This is a genomic window from Pedobacter sp. NEAU-ZC8 (genome assembly GCF_059278965.1).
Genome location: NZ_JCAJXC010000011.1, coordinates 143142 through 156647, shown reverse-complemented (window position 1 = coordinate 156647; position 13506 = coordinate 143142). Strand labels below are relative to the sequence as shown.

At 43.8% G+C, this 13506-nt stretch carries 18 protein-coding genes; 6 read left to right on the top strand and 12 right to left on the bottom strand.

All coding sequences use genetic code 11. The features are described 5' to 3' along the window. Together AC5WJX_RS10785 and AC5WJX_RS10780 are read left to right on the top strand one after the other, a co-directional pair. Positions 1-165: transposase (locus AC5WJX_RS10785; RefSeq protein WP_494483316.1), on the top strand; the 165-nt coding region annotated here is incomplete at its 5' end. 231 nt (positions 166-396) lie between these two features. Beyond that, entirely contained in the window at positions 397-1266 is an 870-nt protein-coding gene (locus AC5WJX_RS10780) for a hydroxymethylglutaryl-CoA lyase (protein ID WP_494484508.1), read from the top strand. Here AC5WJX_RS10780 and AC5WJX_RS10775 read toward each other — a convergent pair. Both AC5WJX_RS10775 and fbaA read right to left on the bottom strand, forming a co-directional pair. Continuing rightward, positions 1247-1669 carry a GNAT family N-acetyltransferase gene (locus AC5WJX_RS10775; protein WP_494484507.1) on the bottom strand — a complete coding sequence of 141 codons (423 nt, stop codon included), beginning with the start codon at positions 1667-1669 and terminating at the stop codon, positions 1247-1249. The two genes, AC5WJX_RS10780 and AC5WJX_RS10775, sit on opposite strands and share 20 nt — an antisense overlap. Before the next feature lie 71 nt (positions 1670-1740). Next, the gene (fbaA, locus tag AC5WJX_RS10770; RefSeq protein WP_494484506.1) at positions 1741-2820 is read right to left on the bottom strand and encodes a class II fructose-bisphosphate aldolase; all 1080 of its coding nucleotides are present in this window, start codon (positions 2818-2820) and stop codon (positions 1741-1743) included. Between the two features lie 150 nt (positions 2821-2970). On the opposite strand from fbaA, the gene accD reads away from it, so the two are divergent. Next, a complete protein-coding gene (gene accD / locus AC5WJX_RS10765; protein WP_440430321.1) occupies positions 2971-3816 on the top strand; it encodes an acetyl-CoA carboxylase, carboxyltransferase subunit beta in 846 nt (281 codons plus the stop codon). A gap of 72 nt (positions 3817-3888) precedes the next feature. On the opposite strand, the gene AC5WJX_RS10760 is transcribed toward accD, so the two are convergent. The 3 genes from AC5WJX_RS10760 to glmM form a co-directional block, all read right to left on the bottom strand. Then, complete coding sequence (locus AC5WJX_RS10760; protein WP_494484505.1) at positions 3889-4197, bottom strand: hypothetical protein; 309 nt, start codon at positions 4195-4197, stop codon at positions 3889-3891. Between the two features lie 148 nt (positions 4198-4345). After that, entirely contained in the window at positions 4346-5494 is a 1149-nt protein-coding gene (locus AC5WJX_RS10755; RefSeq protein ID WP_494484504.1) for a cysteine desulfurase family protein, read from the bottom strand. Between the two features lie 2 nt (positions 5495-5496). After that, positions 5497-6885 carry a phosphoglucosamine mutase gene (gene glmM / locus AC5WJX_RS10750; RefSeq protein ID WP_494484503.1) on the bottom strand — a complete coding sequence of 463 codons (1389 nt, stop codon included), beginning with the start codon at positions 6883-6885 and terminating at the stop codon, positions 5497-5499. Between the two features lie 141 nt (positions 6886-7026). Here glmM and AC5WJX_RS10745 point away from each other — a divergent pair, with 141 nt between their 5' ends. Genes AC5WJX_RS10745 through AC5WJX_RS10735 form a run of 3 tightly spaced genes read left to right on the top strand, consistent with a single transcriptional unit; the run spans position 7027 to position 9056 of the window. Further along, positions 7027-7758 (top strand): class I SAM-dependent methyltransferase, encoded by a 732-nt coding sequence (locus AC5WJX_RS10745; RefSeq protein ID WP_494484502.1) that lies wholly within the window; start codon positions 7027-7029, stop codon positions 7756-7758. After that, positions 7755-8318 (top strand): phosphatase PAP2 family protein, encoded by a 564-nt coding sequence (locus tag AC5WJX_RS10740; RefSeq protein WP_494484501.1) that lies wholly within the window; start codon positions 7755-7757, stop codon positions 8316-8318. Before AC5WJX_RS10745 ends, AC5WJX_RS10740 begins: the two co-directional genes overlap by 4 nt. Continuing rightward, a complete protein-coding gene (locus tag AC5WJX_RS10735; protein WP_440430315.1) occupies positions 8319-9056 on the top strand; it encodes a ZIP family metal transporter in 738 nt (245 codons plus the stop codon). Here the strand turns inward: AC5WJX_RS10735 and AC5WJX_RS10730 are convergent. The 7 genes from AC5WJX_RS10730 to nusB all read right to left on the bottom strand — a co-directional run bounded on the left by AC5WJX_RS10730 (position 9006) and on the right by nusB (position 13454). Further along, positions 9006-9191 (bottom strand): C1orf53 family protein, encoded by a 186-nt coding sequence (locus AC5WJX_RS10730; protein WP_440430314.1) that lies wholly within the window; start codon positions 9189-9191, stop codon positions 9006-9008. The two genes, AC5WJX_RS10735 and AC5WJX_RS10730, sit on opposite strands and share 51 nt — an antisense overlap. A gap of 22 nt (positions 9192-9213) precedes the next feature. Beyond that, the gene (locus AC5WJX_RS10725; RefSeq protein ID WP_494484500.1) at positions 9214-10155 is read right to left on the bottom strand and encodes an exonuclease; all 942 of its coding nucleotides are present in this window, start codon (positions 10153-10155) and stop codon (positions 9214-9216) included. Then, the gene (gene coaE / locus AC5WJX_RS10720) at positions 10152-10748 is read right to left on the bottom strand and encodes a dephospho-CoA kinase (RefSeq protein WP_494484499.1); all 597 of its coding nucleotides are present in this window, start codon (positions 10746-10748) and stop codon (positions 10152-10154) included. The genes AC5WJX_RS10725 and coaE overlap by 4 nt, the downstream gene beginning before the upstream one ends. Continuing rightward, on the bottom strand, positions 10748-11695 hold the full coding sequence (locus AC5WJX_RS10715) for a CdaR family protein (protein WP_494484498.1): 948 nt from the start codon (positions 11693-11695) through the stop codon (positions 10748-10750). Before AC5WJX_RS10715 ends, coaE begins: the two co-directional genes overlap by 1 nt. A 77-nt stretch (positions 11696-11772) precedes the next feature. Beyond that, positions 11773-12090, bottom strand: coding sequence for a preprotein translocase subunit YajC (gene yajC / locus AC5WJX_RS10710; RefSeq protein ID WP_440430310.1), 318 nt, complete (start codon positions 12088-12090; stop codon positions 11773-11775). An 18-nt stretch (positions 12091-12108) separates the two neighbouring features. Beyond that, a complete protein-coding gene (locus AC5WJX_RS10705; protein ID WP_494484497.1) occupies positions 12109-12555 on the bottom strand; it encodes a DUF1573 domain-containing protein in 447 nt (148 codons plus the stop codon). 5 nt (positions 12556-12560) lie between these two features. Beyond that, positions 12561-13454, bottom strand: coding sequence for a transcription antitermination factor NusB (gene nusB / locus AC5WJX_RS10700; RefSeq protein WP_440430308.1), 894 nt, complete (start codon positions 13452-13454; stop codon positions 12561-12563). Positions 13455-13506: the final 52 nt, after the last annotated feature.

The window sequence follows — 13506 nt, the reverse complement described above, 5'->3', positions numbered from 1 at the left end:
GGAATAAGGCATCGAAAGAAACGATGCTTTGATGTTGAGCCAGTCTTCGCAAATATCAAACAGAACCATGGGTTCCGCCGCTTTATGCTCCGGGGTAAAGAAAAAGTCGAGATCGAATGGGGTTTACTCGCGATAGCACAAAACTTAAGGAAAAAAGCAGCTTAGAAAGGCTGTTTTTGCTGGTTGTGATGCGGCAAGCTTCCGCTAAGCACCACTTTCTACCCTTGATGATCAAGAAACTCTGAACAACAAAAAACAGCATCAACAAAAAAAAGAGGCCAATCATCTTTCAATGATACGGCCTCTTTTTCGTTTTGCCACATTTTGAAAACGACCGGCTTGTCTCCATCGCGGTTGACTTGTCCCGATTGATTTATATCCTGTATATTTACCTTGATGCAAGAGCCACTAAAACTGATCGAATGCCCGAGAGATGCGATGCAAGGCATCCATAATTTTATTCCGACAGCACTTAAGGCTGAATACCTGAACCTGCTGTTGCAGGTGGGTTATGACACCCTTGATTTCGGAAGTTTCGTTTCAGCAAAGGCGATCCCGCAGTTGCGTGATACTGCAGAAGTGCTTGAGGCATTGGATCTAAGTCAGACCCGAACCAAACTACTGGCCATTGTCGCCAACCTGCGAGGCGCAGAGGAGGCTGTAAAACACACCGCCATCACATACCTGGGCTTCCCATTTTCCATATCAGAAACCTTTCAGCAGCGGAATACAAACTCGAGTATTGCCCAATCACTGGATACGGTGGAACAGATGCTTGCCTTATGTAACCGGTTTGAAAAGAAAGCCGTGGTTTACCTCTCCATGGGCTTTGGAAATCCTTATGGCGACGAATGGAGCGCAGCCATTGTGCAGGACTGGGCAGCACAACTGGTCGATAAAGGCGTGGAAATTCTTGCACTCTCCGACACCACAGGCGTATCTACCCCGGAGCAAATCGCTGAACTGCTGCCTATGCTCAACAAAAGCTTTCCTGCTGCAGAAATCGGCTTGCACCTGCACAGCAGGCCGGAAAAAAGGTTTGAAAAAATAAAAGCCGCTTTTGACAACGGCTGTACTCGTTTTGATAGTGCAATTAAGGGCTATGGTGGCTGCCCTATGGCCGCCGATGATCTTACCGGCAATATGGCCACTGAAGACGTTCTGCAGTACCTTCAGGGGCAGCAGATCCATACCGGATTGAACATGGAGAAATTTAACGAAGCGATGGCGTTTTCGGCCAGGGTTTTTAGTGCTTCACCATTTTAAAATGCTGAATGCCGGCTTCCTCAAACTGCTCGCCTTCTGCTACAAAGCCAAACTTTGCATATAGCCCCATGGCGTCCAGCTGTGCATTCAGGTAAATGTAAGATGCATCTTCCGGAAGATCAGCTAGTGCCGCAGCAACTAAGGCCTGCCCTACTTTACGGCCCCTGTAAGCCTTTAATACCGCAAAGCGCTCCAACTTGTAGCCGGCATCGGTTTTACGCCATCTGCAGGCACCTACCGGCGTTCCGTCAATGGTAGCCAGGAAGTGTGTCGACACATCCTCATTCTCCCACTCCAACTCGGGCGGACAGTTCTGCTCATCCACAAACACAATTCTTCGGATGTTGAATACCTTTTCCAGCACATCTTCGCTGGTCACTTTATTTACTTCAATATTATTCATGTGAATCTTTTTCTAAGTACAAAAAAAGGTCATAAGCAAATACCTATGACCTTTTCTTTTGAAAGAAATGCTTACAACTTGTCGTTAGCGTCTCTACAGTTTAGATCTTCGAAAGCCTGGGTTAAGCGCTTAACGAAAGTTTCTTCGCCTTTACGCAACCAAACACGTGGATCGTAGTATTTCTTGTTTGGTTTATCTTCACCATCCGGGTTACCGATCTGGCCCTGAAGATAACCTTCATTGGCTTTATAATAATCAAGGATACCTTCCCAGAATGCCCATTGCATATCAGTATCGATATTCATCTTGATGGCACCATAGGAGATCGCTTCGCGAATTTCCTCCTGTGAAGAACCTGATCCACCGTGGAATACGAAATTGATCGGCTTCTCAGCAGAAAGGTTGAACTTTTCTTTTACGAACTCCTGAGAGTTGTGCAAAATAACCGGTTGTAACTTCACGTTACCCGGTTTGTATACGCCGTGCACATTACCGAAAGCAGCTGCAATGGTAAATTTGTCGCTGATCTTGCTTAGCTCTTCGTAGGCATATGCCACTTCCGAAGGTTGGGTATATAGTTTTGAACTATCAACGTCGCTGTTGTCTACGCCATCTTCTTCACCGCCAGTTACACCAAGCTCAATTTCGATGGTCATGCCCATTTTCGACATACGCTCAAAGTACTTCGAGCTGATCTCCATATTTTCTTCGATAGACTCTTCAGATAGGTCTAACATATGCGACGAGAACAACGGTTTACCAGTCTCTGCAAAGAATTGCTCACCATGATCCAACAAACCGTCGATCCAAGGTAACAACTTTTTTGCTGCATGGTCAGTATGTAATATTACCGCTACACCGTAGTGCTCAGCTAACAAATGAACATGTTTAGCTGCAGAAACTGCACCTAATACACATGCTTTCAGGTTGTCGTTATTTAATGTTTTACCTGCATAAAACTGTGCTCCACCGTTTGATAACTGGATCATCACTGGCGAATTAACCGCTTTAGCAGTCTCCATCACAGCGTTAATCGTATTGGTTCCTGTTACGTTAACTGCAGGTAATGCAAACTGGTGCTTTTTAGCCTGCTCAAATAACTCCTGAACAGCATCTCCATAAATTACACCTTTGTAGCCTTTTAAACTCATATTTTTAGTATTTGTACAGCCGAAGTTAGGAAAAATATGCTTTTACGCCAAAGAATGCGCCTTTATTTACCCTAAAGTTTAGCCATAAACTAAGGTTATCTGTTCTAATTTTTTTTTGTTTCTTTGTACACGCATTTTTGAACAAAAAACATGGCTTGGTTTAAAAGAGAAAAAAAAGGTATCAGTACACTAACCGAAGAAAAGAAAGAAGCGCCCGATGGTTTATGGAACAAATGTCCAAACTGCAAAAAAGCGTTACACAGTGCTGATCTCACCGAAAACAAATACGTATGTCACTACTGTGACTTCCATATAAGAGTTGGTTCCAAAGAATACTTCCAGGTACTATTTGACGACAACCAGTTTACTGAACTCTTCCCTAACCTGAAATCAGGAGACCCATTACACTTTACAGATTCTAAACCTTATACCGAACGATTGGTAGACAGCATTGCCAAAACTGGCTTGAATGATGCTATTCGCGCTGCACATGGTAAGATTGAGGGTGAAGACCTGGTTGTAGCCTGTATGGACTTTACTTTTATCGGTGGGTCGATGGGTTCTGTTGTTGGTGAAAAGATTGCCAGATCGATCGATTATAGTATTGAGCACAACATACCTTTCATGATGATCTCTAAGTCTGGCGGTGCCAGGATGATGGAGGCGGCATTCTCGCTCATGCAAATGGCTAAAACTTCAGCAAAGCTGGCCCTATTGAGCCAGGCAAAGATCCCATACATTTCTTTACTTACCGACCCTACTACAGGTGGTGTAACAGCCTCTTACGCGATGCTTGGGGACATCAACATTGCGGAGCCAGGCGCGCTGATCGGCTTTGCAGGACCGCGTGTTATTAAAGAAACCATCAAAAAAGATCTTCCTAAAGGCTTCCAAACTGCAGAATTCGTGCTTGAACATGGGTTCCTCGATTTCATCGTAGATCGTAGAGCGATGAAGTCTAAAATTGCCAAATTCATCAGAATGTTAAAGAAGTAATCTGAAGACATAAAAAAGCCACATTCCAAAAGGATGTGGCTTTTTGCTTATAGAAGCATAATGTTTCTACGCTTAGAAGTTGTTTCCACCCGGCATGGTTCCCGGTTCGTGGCCTGAACCTAAAGACGGATTATCTCTATGCGGACGGTTGATCAGGTCTGTACGACCGGTTTCCGGAACTGACGAGGAATCCCCGTAGTCAGGTTTGTCTTCATTCACCGGATCAGCGGTTTCCTTGTATATCGTTTTTCTGTTTGCACGGTCTTCTCTTCCTTCCTCCTGATCCACGTCATTCTGATCAATGTCATTTTGGTTCAGATTGTTCAGCTCGTTTTCATTTAAATTATCCTGATTCAGGTTATTGTTTTCTGGAACTATCATAGCTTAAAGGTTTTAGTAAATAGATGTCCATAAATAACAGTAAGCACGATCTTTTGTTTCTCAAAAAAAAGAAAGGGACCCTGAAGATCATTCAGGGCCCCTTTCTTTTAAAATCCGGTATCGCTTTATGCAGCGGCTACCAGAAAGACTATACGTTTATGTTCTGCTCTACGATATGTTTAAGCTTCTCTACCACATAATCCAGCTCTTCGCGTGTATTATGTTTGCTGAAAGAGAAACGTACCGACGGACGCGTAGCATTTGCGTTGATCTCATTCAGTACATGAGATCCGATATTGGAACCTGAAGAACAAGCACTGCCACCTGAAGCAGAAATGCCGTTGATGTCCAGGTTAAACAAGAGCATGTCGCCCATGTCCATCTCAGGGAAAGAAACATTCAGTACCGTGTACAAGCTCTTATCAGGATCGATCTCGCCGTTAAACATTACTCCGGGAATTTCCGCCTGCAAGCGGTTAATCAGGTAGCTTTTCAGATTCTGAATATGGATGCGGTGCTCTTCCATATGCTCATGTGCAATTTCAAAAGCTTTCGCCAGTCCCACAATGCCATAAACATTTTCAGTACCCCCACGCATGTTACGCTCTTGCGCGCCACCGTAAATTAGCGGACTAATCTTGATATTGTGGTTTACATATAGAAAGCCCACGCCTTTCGGACCATGCAACTTATGGGCTGCACAGGCTAGAAAATGCACTTTAAGCTTCCGCACATCATGTACATAATGGCCCATGGTCTGTACGGTATCGCAATGATAAATCGCGTCATACTGCTCGCATAGGTCACCTACACGATAGATGTCGGTCAGTGTACCCAGCTCATTATTCGCATGCATCAAACTTACCAGCGATCTTGGATTTTGCTGAAGCAGCTTTTCCAGATGATCATAGTCTATATTACCTTTATCGTCAATATCAACATAACTCACGCGATCAATAATGCCCTTATTCAGCAAGTTATCAAGCGTATGCTCCACCGCATGATGCTCAATTTTCGAAGTAATCACATGTTTAAGTCCGAAGGTGCCTACACCGCAAACAATAGCGGTATTATCAGCTTCTGTTCCCCCAGATGTAAAAAAGATTTCAGCAGGTACTGCATTCAAAAGATTGGCAACAGATTTACGAGCTTTTTCAATGAAAGTACGTACTTCCCTGCCTTGTGCATGTATTGAAGATGGATTCCCATAGTAGCCTTCCATCACTTTCACCATTTCAGCAATGACCGCTTTATCCAGAGGTGTTGTTGCAGCATTGTCCAAATAGATTCTTTCCATGGTTAGTTTAGTTTTAGTATTTCTTTTATGTCGGAGATGATTTTGCTGGCAAGGTTCTCAGCAACGGTTTCATTCTGCGCCTCGCTATAGATCCTGATGATTGGCTCCGTATTCGAACGTCTTAGATGAACCCATTCATTATCAAACTCGATCTTCAATCCGTCGATCGTAGAATGTGGCTGAGCTTTATATTTTTCCTGCACTTTAAGCAACAGCGCATCAATGTCCATGTCTGCTGTTAAAGTGATCTTATTTTTAGAAATATGGTAGTCCGGGTAACTGCTGCGCAACATGGAAATAGATTTACCATATTTTGCCAGGTGGGTAAGGAATAGTCCGATACCAACCAGGGCATCACGGCCGTAATGCGACGTTGGGTAAATCACCCCGCCATTGCCCTCGCCACCGATGATGGCATTGCATGCTTTCATTTTATTTACCACGTTGACTTCACCAACTGCTGCCGCATGATATTCCATACCGGCTTTTTCCGTTACATCACGCAAGGCCCGTGTTGAGGATAGATTAGAAACCGTATTGCCTGGCGTATGCTTTAATACATAATCTGCAACAGCAACAAGCGTGTATTCTTCGCCAAACATAGAACCATCTTCGCACACAAAGCATAGTCTGTCGACATCCGGATCCACAACAATTCCCAAATCTGCATCCTTCTCCTGCACCAACTTAGATATCTCAGTCAGATTTTCAGGTAGCGGCTCCGGATTGTGAGGGAAGTCCCCGTTTGGAGTACAGTATAAGGGATAGATGGTTTTCACGCCTAAAGCTTTTAACAAAGCAGGAACAAAAAGACCCCCCGTAGAGTTTACACAATCAATCGCAATCTTAAAATTGGCCGCTTTAATCGCTTCAACATCCACTAATGACAATGCAAGCACATGGTCCACATGCTTCTGCAAGTAAGAATCATCATGGATAACCTTCCCCAGATCATTTACGCCCGCGTATTCTACGTCGCCGCTATCCGCTAATTCAAGAACATACTGACCTTCAGCATCACTGATAAACTCACCTTTATGATTAAGCAGCTTCAAGGCGTTCCATTGTTTCGGGTTGTGACTCGCCGTAAGGATAATTCCACCCCCTGCTTTCTCAAGCGGCACAGCCAGCTCCACCGTTGGTGTTGTTGAAAGACCCAGGTTGATAACTTCGATGCCGAGCCCCTGCAAGGTTCCTGCTACAAGGTTGTTCACCATGTCGCCAGAAATGCGTGCATCCCTGCCAATTACGACTTTCTTGATCTGTGTGGTTTTTATTAGCCAACTGCCGTATGCAGCGGTAAACTTGACAACATCCATCGGCGTCAGGCCCTGGCCTGCTTTACCACCGATTGTGCCTCGTATTCCTGAGATTGATTTGATTAAGGTCAATTTATTAAGATTAGCTTGCGCGAAAATAAGAAAAATATAACTAGGGTACTTAATTAAGCACAAAGCCTTTTTAATTATCCTAACGTTGATTTCAGAAATACTATATTTGTGCTTTTTACAATATTTATTATATAGAGCTCTATGCAGCGTAAATGGTTTCAATATTGGTTCAACTCACCGTATTACCACATACTTTACAGTCAGCGTAATGATGAGGAAGCTGAATTTCTGATTGACAACCTTTCAGAATACCTTAAGCCTGCTCCCCATGCCCGCATCTTGGATATCGCATGCGGACGCGGACGGCACGCCGTTTACCTAAACAAAAAAGGTTATGACGTGACCGGGATCGACCTTTCAGAACAAAGCATTAAGTATGCGAGACAGTTTGAACAGCGGCACCTACACTTCTTTGTGCACGACATGCGCAAACTATCCTTCATCAACTACTTTGATTTTTCATTTAACCTGTTCACCAGCTTCGGTTATTTCGAAACTGAAAAGGAGCACGTAAACGCCCTTAAGGCTTTCCGGAAAGGCTTAAAAGCAGATGGTGTCCTGGTATTGGATTACTTCAATAGCAATAAAATTCAGAAGAATCTGACCAAGCAGGAAATTAAAACTGTAGATGGAATAGAATTCCACATCAGCAAGTTTGTTTCCGAGGGTAAGATCATCAAACACATCAACTTCGAACACCGCAATAAGGTACATGCTTTTGAAGAACGCGTGCAGGCTTTTCAACTTGCAGATTTCGAACGCATGTTTAACAACAGCGGGCTCCAGATTGCGCAGACCTTCGGAAGCTATGCACTGGAACCTTATGATGAAATCAAGTCAGACCGTCTTATATTAGTTTGTAAAAAAGTATGATCTTAAGTATCCAGGAGTTTGATTTCGAGCTTTTTCTTAAAATTCACCGGGACATGTCCAATGGGTTTTTCGATTGGCTGTTTCCGCTGATGCGAAACCGTTTCTTCTGGGCACCCCTTTACCTGTTCATCATCATCTTCTGCATTCGTGAGTACAAAAAACGAGGCTTGTACCAGATCGGCTTCCTCCTGTTAACTTTTGCCATGGGTGATTTGATTGCTTCCCGACTTATCAAGCCATTTATCGGAAGAATACGCCCCTGCAATGATTTTCAGCTCTCCAGTTATATCATCCACCGGGTACATTGTGGCACTGGATACAGTTTTCCCTCGGCACACGCTACAAACCATTTCGCCATCGCTGTGTTTCTGATCCTTGTGTTTTATAGTCGCTGGAAACCAATCTTACCGCTTGGGCTGGCCTGGGCTTTTATCATCTCCTTCTCGCAGGTTTATGTGGGCGTACACTACCCGATCGATACCATCGTGGGCGCCGCACTTGGCACTGCCATTGGTATGTTCACCGGCACCCTTTATCATAAGCTACAACCTTACATCTAAATGGAAATCTGGAAAATATTAGTACTATTCTTTTGTGCTTTTCTTGGCGGCTGCGCCATTTTTCTTGTTAAAAGTGACAAGTCGAAATTACTCAAGCTTATACTTTCCTTCAGTGGTGCTTACCTGTTTGCCATTACCGTTCTCCACCTGATTCCAGACGCCTATAGCGGTGTAGACGCACACGATATTGGTATTTATATTCTCATAGGTTTTATGATCCAGGTTTTCCTGGAACAGTTCTCGCATGGCGTGGAACACGGCCACATGCACCATCATCATGAACATGGGCATAACAAGGTGTTCCCTTACGGTATCATGATCAGCCTTTGCCTGCATGCTTTCCTTGAAGGTATGCCCCTGGCTAAAGAACATCACAATGAACTGATTTTCGGCATCGCACTGCACCATATCCCTGCAGCATTCGCGCTGGCAAGTATCCTGTTGCAGAACCACTACAAAGCAGCTAACCTGCTCCTGTACGTAGGCATCTTCGCCATTATGGCTCCCTTAGGCTTCTTGCTCAGTTATGGCATCAGCACAGGCAGCATTGGCGGGATCGAGATGTATTTCAACAAAATGATGGGCATTGTGATCGGGATTTTCCTGCATATCTCCACAACCATCCTCTTCGAAAGCAGTGTAGATCACAAGTTCACCCGCAGAAAGATGATTGCTGTTATGGTTGGCTTAGCCGTCGCCCTTATCGGATTTTACACTGGTGGGCACACCGGGCACTGATCCTTTTTTGCGTCCATAGCCCCAGGGGCAATGCCTGCACTTATTTTTACAGCAGGTACCGCGCTTACGATGGTAGGCTTCTGTAAACACCATCAACCCATCTTCATTGAAATAAAAGTCTATACCTTCAATCATATTGGAGTTTTTACAAAGAGCTTTAGTTCAGACTTTTTACAACCAGTTGATCCTCGAAGTAGGCTTTAAGTTGCAGGCCATTCCCATGTGTGGTCCATACTTCTTTCGGCTTCACCTGCTGGATGGTTTCTATAATATCGTTCCAGTCTACATGATCGGAAATACAAAGCTGTAAACCCTTGGAAGACTGCAGGTGCTTCCAGCCGCTGGCGAAAACCCGCACCACATTGATCGCTTTGATATAACTCTTAAATACCATAGGCGGTACTAAGTACACCAGGCCTGTGGAGTTTTGTTTCATCACCTTACGATCATAGGGCTCGTACTTGCCCAGATCTACGCCAAGCGCTTCATAAAGCTTTACAAAAGGCATAATGCTATGATGAACAAGCACCCGCTTGTCTGGACAGTGATCATTGATCAGCCTGATGATACGCTGGCTTTTTCCCAAAGCATAGGCACCAAGCATGATGTTAATTGAAGTTGACTCCAGGTTTTTGATCTCTACCTCTGCTTTTGGATGCTGGGTTTGTGGATCAGCGAAGGTCGTTTCTGTAATCAGCACATCTGCTTCTGCGAATTCAATCGGCTCACAGGTAGGATCAGCCTGTAGCTTATAGTCACCGGTATAAAGGTATTTAACGCCTTTAAATTCCATCAGCACTTGTGCGGAGCCGATCATATGCCCTGCAGAAATGAAGGTTATCTTCACCCCATGAAGCATAAAACTTTCATGATAGGCCTTAAGAAAGAACTCCCCTGCTGCGAACTTCTTGTAGCGGTGCAGCATAAACAGGGAGGTCGCCCGGGTGCAATAAACATGTTGATTGCCGCTGCAAGCGTGATCTCCATGGGCATGTGAAATCACCGCATTCGGCACGGGAGATTTGGGATCCAGGTAAAAGTTTCCATAGGCACAAAAGAGCCCGGTTTCATTTTGGATCAGGAAGTCGTCTAAAATCATGCTGTAGCATTCAAAAAGCCCTGGTGTAGCTCCAGGACCTGCAAAATCAATGGAGCGGACTCATCATTCACAATGTGATGTTGGGCCATCGCCAGCTTTTGCTCATCGGTAAATTGTTTGTCCATCCGGGCCAGCACCTGCTCGGCAGTTACGCCGTCGCGTGCGGTTACCCGGTTAAGTTTCATTTGTTTGGGTGCAGAAACCAGGATACTGGTGTCGCACATTTTATAAGATTCGCTTTCAAAAAGTAAAGCCGCTTCCTTCAAGATATAGGGCGTATTGGCCGGGATTTCTCCCACCCAGCGGTCAAAAGCTCGAAATACTGCCGGATGCACTAAGGCATTTAGCTTCTCTAAATCCTGCTGATTATTAAAGACAATGGCGGCGATATGTTTGTTGTTCAAAGCCCCAGTCTCGAAGTAGCTTTCCTGGCCGAAGGCCTGCTTAACCCCTTCAATCAGGATCAGGTCTTTAACCATGATCTCTTTAGCAACCAGATCGGCATAGAAAACCGGAACACCCAGCACTTCAAATATCCTGCAAACGGTTGTTTTGCCGCTACCTATCCCACCGGTTATTCCTACTTTTAACATTATTTTTCTATAATAAAATCCACCTTCGTTGGATTGGTCTTAACAAACTTGCAGAAATCCGGAAAGCGGGTAATGTTGACCCTTAGGGTCTCATGGCCGAGTTGCTTCCACTCGTTCAAGTCCAATACGGCTTCCAAATAGCGTTCATTCACAAGATCGTAGCTGGAAAGCGGCACCAGGAAAGTAATTTTAGCCTTCTTAGGATAAATCTTTACATTATGGTATTCCCGGTTATTAATCACCTTTAATGGTACTTCAACCGTCTTCTCGGTAAACTCATCCACTGGGATCTTCACTTCTACGCTGTTCGGAAAAATGCTCACGTTCTTACGTTCATTATGCATCATCGTGATCCTCGTGGTGGTCGTATATTGCATATTTTCAAGCTTCAGGGTATCTGTATTCCATTCCTCAATACGCTCGAGATCCGCTGTAGGACCTGACACGGTAACATAGGCCGGTGTAATCGCCACATCTCCGGAGATGCCGTATTGATTCGCAAAATGCAGGTTTGAAAGTAGCTTTACAGGTACACGTTTTACTGTTCTTTTTGAAAAATCGAAATATAGGGTATCTGGCCTAACGGAGATAATCTTCTGTGAGGTTTCCAGCTGATTGTTCACGCTATAAAGTTGTTCAGAGAACAGGATGTAATTTTTATTTTTCAGATTATCCAGGCTGATGTCTATCGATTGTGGGTTCACACGCAGCCGCGCAAAAAGTAATTGCCAGCCTGTTCCCTCCACCTGCAGATCTACCGTATCAGATTGTAAAGGATGAAAAGCCTTATTCTGTGGGAAGTTCTTGTAGATAAGTACCGTTTTAGCGGTGTAGACATATTTATTGTTCAATGCCATAAACAACCATCCGGCAATGGCCAGCAGGAAACAGGAGATCAGGATCATAATCCGCTTCCTTTCGGGTATGGTTAGTTTAACAAGTGACATCGTGTCTAAATTACTTAAAAATTGCTCAAACAAAAAAGCCGCTTCAGGTCTGAAGCGGCTCCATGATTTTCATTCAACTACGCTTTAGTAGTTGTCGTTGCTTTTGTAGCATCCAAAGAAATCGCCGATTTTTCAAACCTGATCTTTGTACCGCCTTCAACCTCAATAAGGAAGGTTGTTTCATTCATATCCACGATACGGCCGTGTATACCAGCGGTTGTGATTACTTTATCACCTTTTCCAAGTTCTGCAACAAGCTTTTTGTGATCTTTTGCTTTTTTAACCTGTGGTCTGATCATGAAGAAATAAAACACGATCATGATTAATACCATAGGCACCAAAGTACTTAACATGTTGCCACCTGCAGCGGCTTGTAAAATTACTGCTGTATTCATATCTTTTATTTATTGTTATTAAGAAGCTGGAACAACTTCTCCGGTTAAATGTACATCGTTAATTGAAGGATTACCGTTCGATGTAATGGTAACTACTTTATCCTGTAATCCGCTTTTTCCCATCGTGTCAAACACGACTTTAATCACCGCTTCAGCACCTGGTTTAATTGGCTCCCTTGGCGGCTCCGGTACGGTACAACCACAAGTTGCGGTTGCGTCGCTGATAATTAGGGGACTCTTACCCGTATTTTTGAACTTAAATTCATACTGCACCTTCTCCCCTTCTTTCACCTTACCGAAATCATAGTTGATGGTTTCGAAAGTCATAACCGGAGCATCAGTAGCTGCCATTGCGGATGACACTTCTGTCCCGGTAGAATCTGCAGCACCAGCCGCTGAAGATGTAGATTGCTGGCATGAAGCAAAAGACATGGCAACAAGTGCCATCACTAACATTTTTTTCATCGTAATTATTCTTCTATTAATCCTCTTCCAATTTTATGGATGCTGTCTGTTCTTTTCAGATCACCTAAAATTTTATCCAAGATACCGTTTATAAAGGAATTACTCTTCGGTGTACTGTAATCTTTAGATAGATCCAGATATTCATTGATGGTAACTTTAACTGGAATTGAAGGGAAATTCAACAATTCACAAATGGCCATCTTCATCAGGATGGTGTCCATTAAAGCAATCCTTTCAGACTCCCAGTTCTTGGTACGTTCAGCAATCATTTTCTGATATGCCTCATTGTTCCTTAACGTGTATGCAAACAGGTCTTGTACAAACTTGCTATCTTCCTCCCAGTCTGCACTGATCGGTGTAAGCTTGTTTTTAAACGGATCTTCTGAGCTGAAGTTCTTGATGGTCTTGGCAACCATTCCCTGCATCACTTCTTTATCAACAGACCAGTTAATGAATTTATCTTCGAAAGCCTGGATAATGTTCAAGCTTTTAAGAATGATCTTACGGAAGATGAACTTGATGATCTCTTTCGAAGACTCTAAACTTTCATCCGGATCTGCAAGGTATGCAGCATATTCAGGAGTCGACTTAAGTTTATTATAAATCGTCTTTAAGAAGTCAGGCTCGGAATTCCAGTTTACCTGATACTTGTTCACTGCCGCCTGAAAATCGGGGTTCTTCTGTAATGTAACGATAAACTTGTTGTGTAATAACTTCTGATTTGGATTCAAATCTTCCGCGGTCGGAAAGTGTTTGTTGGAGCGTTCAATGGCGTCCACCGCTGTGTACTCTGTGATCTCAGACAAAAGCGCCAGCATTCTGATGTACATCTCGTATACATTGTCGATACTGGTCATCAAATTCTTTTTGGAACTAACCAAGTCTTTTTTGTCTGACATTTGCCATGCATAAATATTCTGCAAAGCTTTGATTCTAAGGTGCCTTCTGTTT

Excerpts from the sequence above, each read along its gene's own strand:
- AC5WJX_RS10780 (WP_494484508.1), top strand. The coding sequence starts at position 397 with ATGCAAGAGCCACTAAAACTGATCGAATGCCCGAGAGATGCGATGCAA.
- AC5WJX_RS10775 (WP_494484507.1), bottom strand. The coding sequence starts at position 1,669 with ATGAATAATATTGAAGTAAATAAAGTGACCAGCGAAGATGTGCTGGAA.
- fbaA (WP_494484506.1), bottom strand. The coding sequence starts at position 2,820 with ATGAGTTTAAAAGGCTACAAAGGTGTAATTTATGGAGATGCTGTTCAG.
- accD (WP_440430321.1), top strand. The coding sequence starts at position 2,971 with ATGGCTTGGTTTAAAAGAGAAAAAAAAGGTATCAGTACACTAACCGAA.
- AC5WJX_RS10760 (WP_494484505.1), bottom strand. The coding sequence starts at position 4,197 with ATGATAGTTCCAGAAAACAATAACCTGAATCAGGATAATTTAAATGAA.
- AC5WJX_RS10755 (WP_494484504.1), bottom strand. The coding sequence starts at position 5,494 with ATGGAAAGAATCTATTTGGACAATGCTGCAACAACACCTCTGGATAAA.
- AC5WJX_RS10745 (WP_494484502.1), top strand. The coding sequence starts at position 7,027 with ATGCAGCGTAAATGGTTTCAATATTGGTTCAACTCACCGTATTACCAC.
- AC5WJX_RS10740 (WP_494484501.1), top strand. The coding sequence starts at position 7,755 with ATGATCTTAAGTATCCAGGAGTTTGATTTCGAGCTTTTTCTTAAAATT.
- AC5WJX_RS10735 (WP_440430315.1), top strand. The coding sequence starts at position 8,319 with ATGGAAATCTGGAAAATATTAGTACTATTCTTTTGTGCTTTTCTTGGC.
- AC5WJX_RS10730 (WP_440430314.1), bottom strand. The coding sequence starts at position 9,191 with ATGATTGAAGGTATAGACTTTTATTTCAATGAAGATGGGTTGATGGTG.
- AC5WJX_RS10725 (WP_494484500.1), bottom strand. The coding sequence starts at position 10,155 with ATGATTTTAGACGACTTCCTGATCCAAAATGAAACCGGGCTCTTTTGT.
- coaE (WP_494484499.1), bottom strand. The coding sequence starts at position 10,748 with ATGTTAAAAGTAGGAATAACCGGTGGGATAGGTAGCGGCAAAACAACC.
- AC5WJX_RS10715 (WP_494484498.1), bottom strand. The coding sequence starts at position 11,695 with ATGTCACTTGTTAAACTAACCATACCCGAAAGGAAGCGGATTATGATC.
- yajC (WP_440430310.1), bottom strand. The coding sequence starts at position 12,090 with ATGAATACAGCAGTAATTTTACAAGCCGCTGCAGGTGGCAACATGTTA.
- AC5WJX_RS10705 (WP_494484497.1), bottom strand. The coding sequence starts at position 12,555 with ATGAAAAAAATGTTAGTGATGGCACTTGTTGCCATGTCTTTTGCTTCA.
- nusB (WP_440430308.1), bottom strand. The coding sequence starts at position 13,454 with ATGTCAGACAAAAAAGACTTGGTTAGTTCCAAAAAGAATTTGATGACC.